We start from the raw sequence: 6,524 nt of genomic DNA on the forward strand, positions 1-6,524 counted from the left end.
ACGGCACAGCTGCGTCCCGCGTAGAGGAGAGATACCAATGCCCAAGGTCGGTATGCAGCCGATTCGCCGTTCGCAACTGATCCACGCCACCCTCGAGGCCGTGGACCAGGTCGGCATGAGCGACGCCAGCATCGCCCTGATCGCCCGCCTGGCGGGGGTCTCCAACGGCATCATCAGCCACTACTTCCAGGACAAGAACGGCCTCCTGGAGGCGACCATGCGGCATCTGATGTCGGCTTTGAGCAAGGCCGTGCGCGAGCGTCGCGCTAGCCTGCGAACCGACGATCCGCGCGCCCACCTGCGGGCGATCGTCGCCGGCAACTTCGACAACAGCCAGGTCAACGGCCCCGCCATGAAGACCTGGCTGGCGTTCTGGGCGACCAGCATGCACCAGCCGTCCCTGCGCCGGCTGCAGCGGATCAACGACCACAGGCTGTATTCCAACCTGTGCTGCGAATTCCGCCGCGAGCTGCCGCTGGAACTGGCGCGTAGCGCCGCCCGCGGCCTGGCCGCGCTGATCGACGGCCTGTGGCTGCGCGGCGCGCTGTCGGGCGATGCCTTCGACACCGAGCAGGCGCTGGCTATCGCCTACGACTATCTCGACCAACAACTGGCCAAGCGCACCGGATAGCGGGCGCGGCCTTACGTGCTGAAACCATAAGAGAGGACAACCCCCCATGGCTCGATTCGACGTTCAGAAGCTCTACATTGGCGGCCGCTACGTGGAGGCCACCAGTGGTGCCACCTTCGAGACCATCAACCCGGCCAACGGGGAGGTTCTCGCCCAGGTGCAGCGGGCTTCGAAGGACGACGTCGAGCGCGCCGTCGCCAGCGCCGTCGAAGGCCAGAAGGTGTGGGCGGCGATGACCGCCATGCAGCGCTCGCGGATCCTGCGCCGCGCCGTGGAAATCCTCCGCCAGCGCAACGACGAGCTGGCCGAACTGGAAACCCTCGACACCGGCAAGCCGCTGGCCGAGACCCGCTACGTCGACATCGTCACCGGCGCCGACGTGCTCGAGTACTACGCCGGCCTGGTGCCGGCCATCGAAGGCGAGCAGATCCCGCTGCGCGAGACCAGCTTCGTCTACACCCGCCGCGAGCCGCTGGGCGTGGTCGCCGGCATCGGCGCCTGGAACTACCCGATCCAGATCGCCCTGTGGAAATCCGCCCCGGCCCTGGCCGCGGGCAACGCGATGATCTTCAAGCCCAGCGAAGTCACCCCGCTGACCGCGCTGAAACTGGCCGAGGTGTACACCGAGGCCGGCCTGCCCGATGGCGTGTTCAACGTGCTCACCGGCAGCGGCCGTGAAGTCGGCCAGTGGCTGACCGAGCACCCGCTGATCGAGAAGATCTCCTTCACCGGCGGCACCGCTACCGGCAAGAAGGTCATGGCCAGCGCTTCCAGTTCCTCGCTCAAGGAAGTCACCATGGAGCTGGGCGGCAAGTCGCCGCTGATCATCTTCGACGACGCCAATCTCGACCGCGCCGCCGACATCGCCGTCATGGCCAACTTCTTCAGCTCCGGCCAGGTCTGCACCAACGGCACCCGCGTGTTCGTCCCGCGCGCCCTGCAGGCGCGCTTCGAAGAGAAGGTGCTGGAGCGGGTCAAGCGCATCCGCCTGGGCAGCCCGCAGGACGAGAAGACCAACTTCGGCCCGCTGGTCAGCTTCCCGCACATGGAAAGCGTGCTCGGCTACATCCAGTCCGGCAAGGAGCAGAAGGCCCGCCTGCTGTGCGGCGGCGAGCGTGTCACCGACGGCGAATTCGGCAAGGGCGCCTACGTCGCGCCCACCGTGTTCACCGACTGCCGCGACGACATGACCATCGTCCGTGAGGAAATCTTCGGCCCGGTGATGAGCATCCTCATCTACGACACCGAGGAAGAAGCCATCCGCCGCGCCAACGACACCGAGTACGGCCTCGCCGCCGGCGTCGTCACCCAGGACCTGGCCCGCGCCCATCGGGTTATCCACCGCCTCGAAGCGGGCATCTGCTGGATCAACACCTGGGGCGAGTCGGCGGCGGAAATGCCGGTTGGCGGCTACAAGCAATCCGGCGTCGGTCGCGAGAACGGCCTGACCACCCTGTCTCACTACACTCGGATCAAATCCGTGCAGGTAGAGCTGGGCGACTACGCCTCGGTGTTCTGACCACCGCGATCGAGCCCTGAGCGGCCGGTCGCCAGAACGACCGGCCATTCCGACATTCAGACACCGGCGCGCCACGCGTCGCGGGCGGTGTCGTGCCCAGAAAAAGAGGTAGGCCTGCATGACCCAGGAATACGACTACATCATCATCGGCGCCGGTTCCGCCGGTAACGTCCTCGCCACCCGCCTGAGCGAAGACCCGGACGTCAGCGTGCTGCTGCTCGAAGCCGGCGGCCCGGACTACCGCGCCGACTTCCGCACCCAGATGCCCGCCGCGCTGGCCTACCCGCTGCAGGGCCGCCGCTACAACTGGGCCTACCTGACCGACCCCGAGCCGTACATGGACAACCGTCGCATGGAGTGCGGGCGCGGCAAGGGCCTGGGTGGCTCCTCGCTGATCAACGGCATGTGCTACATCCGCGGCAACGCCATGGACTTCGACGGCTGGGCGCAGGACAAGGGCCTGGAAGACTGGACCTACCTCGACTGCCTGCCGTACTTCCGCAAGGCCGAGACCCGCGACATCGGCCCCAACGACTTCCACGGCGGTGACGGCCCGGTCAGCGTGACCACGCCCAAGGCCGGCAACAACCCGCTGTTCCACGCCATGGTCGAGGCCGGCGTGCAGGCCGGCTACCCGCGTACCGAAGACCTCAACGGCTACCAGCAGGAAGGCTTCGGCCCGATGGACCGCACCGTGACCCCGCAGGGTCGGCGTTCCAGCACCGCGCGCGGCTACCTGGACCAGGCTCGCGAGCGCACCAACCTGACCATCGTCACCCACGCCCTGACCGACCGCATCCTGTTCAACGGCAAGCGCGCCGTGGGCGCGGCCTATCTGCACGGCAACGACAACGCTCTGAAGGAAGTCCGCGCACGCCGCGAAGTGCTGGTGTGCTCCGGCGCCATCGCCTCGCCGCAGCTGCTGCAGCGTTCCGGCGTCGGGCCGGCGGCAGTACTGCGCGACCTCGGCATCGAGGTGGTGCACGACCTGCCCGGCGTCGGCCAGAACCTCCAGGACCACCTGGAGATGTACCTGCAGTACGCCTGCAAGCAGCCGGTCTCGTTGTACCCGGCGCTGCAATGGTGGAACCAGCCACAGATCGGCGCGGAGTGGATGTTCCTCGGCACCGGCCTGGGCGCCAGCAACCAGTTCGAGGCCGGCGGCTTCATCCGTACCCGCGACGAATTCGAATGGCCGAACATCCAGTACCACTTCCTGCCGGTGGCGATTAACTACAACGGCAGCAACGCGGTGAAGGAGCATGGCTTCCAGGCCCACGTCGGCTCCATGCGCTCGCCCAGCCGGGGTCGTATCCAGCTGGCCTCGCGCGACCCGCGCAAGCACCCGAGCATCCTCTTCAACTACATGTCCGCCGAGCAGGACTGGCAGGAATTCCGCGACGGCATCCGCATCACCCGCGAAATCATGGCCCAGCCGGCGCTGGACCCGTATCGCGGCCGCGAGCTGAGCCCGGGCGTGGACAAGCAAAGCGACGCCGAACTGGACGCCTTCATCCGCGAGCACGCGGAAACCGCCTTCCACCCCTCCTGCTCGTGCAAGATGGGCGAGGACGACATGGCGGTGGTCGATGGCCAGGGCCGCGTGCATGGCATGCAGGGCCTGCGGGTGGTGGATGCGTCGATCATGCCGCTGATCATCACCGGCAACCTCAACGCCACCACCATCATGATGGCCGAGAAGATCGCCGACCGAATCCGTGGCCGCCAACCGCTGCCACGCAGCACCGCGGCCTACTACAAGGCCAACGGTGCCCCGGTGCGCGGCAAGCCGATGCGGGCGTGAATTAGAGAAGGGAATGGCGCTATCAGAGTGGATAGCGCCTGAGCCTTTGGGCGTCGCCAGCTGACACTGAGTTTCCCCGGCTGCGCCGAATGGCCCCCTCTCCCTTCAGGGAGAGGGTTGGGGGGAGGGGAGGTGATATCAGGGATAGCGGGGCTTCTCACCGCTCCAACCTGCAGCCGACGGTGAAGGCGCGCCCTCACCCCCGCCGCGGCGGCACCGGCCGCGTCCGTCCGCTGCCATCGATGGCAACGAACACGAACACCGCCTCGGTAACCTTGCGCCATTCGCTGGACAGCGGGTCGTCGCTCCACACTTCCACCAGCATGCGGATCGAGCTGCGCCCGACTTCCAGGGTCTGGGTATAGCAGGACAGCTGCGCGCCCACCGATACCGGCACCAGGAACGCCATGCGGTCGATCGCCACGGTAGCCACGCGGCCGCCGGCGATGCGGCTGGCCATGGCGGTGCCGGCGAGGTCCATCTGCGATACCAGCCAGCCGCCGAAGATATCGCCGAAGCCGTTGGCTTCGCGGGGCAGGGCGGTTATCTGCAGGGCCAGGTCGCCCTGCGGGATGGGGTCTTCTTGTTCAAGCTCGATCATAGGTAAGGGCCTCGTGCCCCCGACGGTCTCGATTCAAGGTGCGAAAGGAAAAGCTCTCCCAAAAGTTCTGTCTGCTGACGCTTCCCACAGAATCTTGGGACAACTTCCTGATCGGACCTCTGCCTCCGGCCTGGGCATTATATAGAGGCCGGCCTGCGGCAGCGACCGCAGAATGCCCGATAACAATGTTGCGCTGAGCGGTCCGCCTTTGCCATGGTTCGCCCTCCAAGAAACTGCGCCAGCGCCGCCAACCTGCCGAGAATGCCTGCGATGCCTTCTGCGAACACCCCCGCTGTCCGTCCGCTCACCCGGAGCGACTACAAGACCCTGTCCCTCTCCGCCCTGGGCGGGGCCCTGGAGTTCTACGACTTCATCATCTTCGTGTTCTTCGCCACGGTGGTCGGCAAGCTGTTCTTCCCCGCCGACATGCCCGACTGGCTGCGCCAGCTGCAGACCTTCGGCCTGTTCGCCGCCGGCTACCTGGCGCGGCCGCTGGGCGGCATCGTCATGGCGCACTTCGGCGACCTGCTCGGGCGCAAGAAGATGTTCACCCTGAGCATCTTCCTGATGTCCGTGCCCACCCTGCTCATGGGCGCACTGCCGACCTACGAGCAGATCGGCATCTGGGCGCCGCTCTCGCTGTTGCTGCTGCGCGTGGTGCAGGGCGCGGCCATCGGTGGCGAGGTTCCGGGCGCCTGGGTGTTCGTCTCCGAGCACGTGCCGGCGCGCAGGGTCGGCTTCGCCTGCGGCACCCTCACCGCTGGATTGACCGCGGGCATCCTCATCGGTTCGCTGATGGCCACCGCGATCAACAGCCTCTATAGCGCCGAAGAGGTGCTGGCCTACGGCTGGCGCATCCCCTTCCTGCTGGGCGGCGTCTTCGGCCTGTTCTCCGTCTACCTGCGCCGCTGGCTGCACGAGACCCCGGTATTCGCCGAGCTGCAGCAGCGCAAGGAACTGGCCGACGAAGTTCCGCTCGGCGTCGTGGTGCGCGAGCACCGTCCGGCGGTGGCGATTTCCATGCTGCTGACCTGGCTGCTCTCGGCCGCCATCGTCGTGGTCATCCTCATGACCCCGTCGGTGCTGCAATCGGTCTACGGCGTCCCGGCGGCCACTTCGCTCAAAGCCAACAGCCTGGCCATCGTCTTCCTTACCTGCGGCTGCATCCTCGCCGGGCGCATCGTCGACCGCATCGGCGGCGGGCGCACCTTCATCGGCGGTAGCCTGTTGCTGGGGGTGGTGTCCTGGACCTTCTACAGCAGCCTGAAGGCGCACCCGGATTGGCTCTTTCCTCTATATGCGCTCACCGGCCTGTGCGTCGGCATCGTCGGCGCCGTGCCTTATGTCATGGTCAAGGCATTCCCGCCGGTGGTGCGCTTCAGTGGGCTGTCCTTCTCCTATAACCTGTCCTACGCCATCTTTGGCGGCCTGACTCCGATGGTGGTGGCGCTGCTGATGAAGGAAGACCCCATGGGCCCGGCCTACTACGTGGCCGCGCTGTGCCTGGTCGGCTTCCTTACCGGCTGCTTCCTGCTGCGCCAGGAGCGGCGCGCCAGCGCCGCCGCACTGGTCGCAAGCTGATCGATCGGACAGGTATTTCAGAAAAGTTTCAGAAAGTCGTTGACGGGGATTTTTATCTCCCTATAATGCGCACCACTCCCAGCGACGAAGCGCTGAAAGAGCTTGAAAATCAAGCGCTTAAGCGAATAGAGGTTGAGAGTGGTGGTCAGGCAGGTGGTTCACTTGCCGCTTTTCAGTTTGCGCTTCGGCGCTGAGTTGAAAAGAAGATCGCCGAGGTGCTTGACAGTGATTCTGGTCACTGTAGAATGCGCCTCCCGCTGATGAGAAGGTTCGCCTTCGCTGAAGCGCAAGCGGTTGAGTAGGAATGCAAAATTCTGAAAATAACGCTTGACGGAACAAGAGGTTAGCGTAGAATGCGCGGCCTCGGTTGAGACGAAAGAATCAACCA

Annotated in this window: 5 protein-coding genes and 1 pseudogene; 4 read left to right on the forward strand and 2 right to left on the reverse strand. The window is 65.8% G+C overall.

Annotated features, from left to right (window positions below; genetic code table 11):
- Nucleotides 1-37: 37 nt before the first annotated feature.
- The 3 genes from betI to betA all read left to right on the forward strand — a co-directional run bounded on the left by betI (nt 38) and on the right by betA (nt 3,954).
- Nucleotides 38-631, forward strand: coding sequence for a transcriptional regulator BetI (betI, locus tag P3W75_RS18500; protein ID WP_276228772.1), 594 nt, complete (start codon nt 38-40; stop codon nt 629-631).
- 46 nt (nt 632-677) lie between these two features.
- Nucleotides 678-2,150 carry a betaine-aldehyde dehydrogenase gene (gene betB, locus P3W75_RS18505; RefSeq protein ID WP_276228773.1) on the forward strand — a complete coding sequence of 491 codons (1,473 nt, stop codon included), beginning with the start codon at nt 678-680 and terminating at the stop codon, nt 2,148-2,150.
- Between the two features lie 118 nt (nt 2,151-2,268).
- A complete protein-coding gene (gene betA / locus P3W75_RS18510; RefSeq protein WP_276228774.1) occupies nt 2,269-3,954 on the forward strand; it encodes a choline dehydrogenase in 1,686 nt (561 codons plus the stop codon).
- Between the two features lie 196 nt (nt 3,955-4,150).
- Here betA and P3W75_RS18515 read toward each other — a convergent pair whose 3' ends face one another.
- Nucleotides 4,151-4,555: an acyl-CoA thioesterase gene (locus P3W75_RS18515; protein ID WP_276228775.1), complete on the reverse strand. Its 405-nt coding sequence runs from the start codon at nt 4,553-4,555 to the stop codon at nt 4,151-4,153.
- A 270-nt stretch (nt 4,556-4,825) separates the two neighbouring features.
- Here P3W75_RS18515 and P3W75_RS18520 point away from each other — a divergent pair, with 270 nt between their 5' ends.
- Entirely contained in the window at nt 4,826-6,136 is a 1,311-nt protein-coding gene (locus P3W75_RS18520; RefSeq protein ID WP_276228776.1) for an MFS transporter, read from the forward strand.
- A 158-nt stretch (nt 6,137-6,294) separates the two neighbouring features.
- Here the strand turns inward: P3W75_RS18520 and P3W75_RS18525 are convergent.
- A pseudogene (locus P3W75_RS18525) lies at nt 6,295-6,524 on the reverse strand (hypothetical protein); the annotation flags it as partial.

It is taken from the genome of Pseudomonas citronellolis, assembly GCF_029335315.1.
Classification (GTDB): domain Bacteria; phylum Pseudomonadota; class Gammaproteobacteria; order Pseudomonadales; family Pseudomonadaceae; genus Pseudomonas; species Pseudomonas citronellolis_A.

Excerpts from the sequence above, each read along its gene's own strand:
- betI (WP_276228772.1), top strand. The coding sequence starts at position 38 with ATGCCCAAGGTCGGTATGCAGCCGATTCGCCGTTCGCAACTGATCCAC.
- betB (WP_276228773.1), top strand. The coding sequence starts at position 678 with ATGGCTCGATTCGACGTTCAGAAGCTCTACATTGGCGGCCGCTACGTG.
- betA (WP_276228774.1), top strand. The coding sequence starts at position 2,269 with ATGACCCAGGAATACGACTACATCATCATCGGCGCCGGTTCCGCCGGT.
- P3W75_RS18515 (WP_276228775.1), bottom strand. The coding sequence starts at position 4,555 with ATGATCGAGCTTGAACAAGAAGACCCCATCCCGCAGGGCGACCTGGCC.
- P3W75_RS18520 (WP_276228776.1), top strand. The coding sequence starts at position 4,826 with ATGCCTTCTGCGAACACCCCCGCTGTCCGTCCGCTCACCCGGAGCGAC.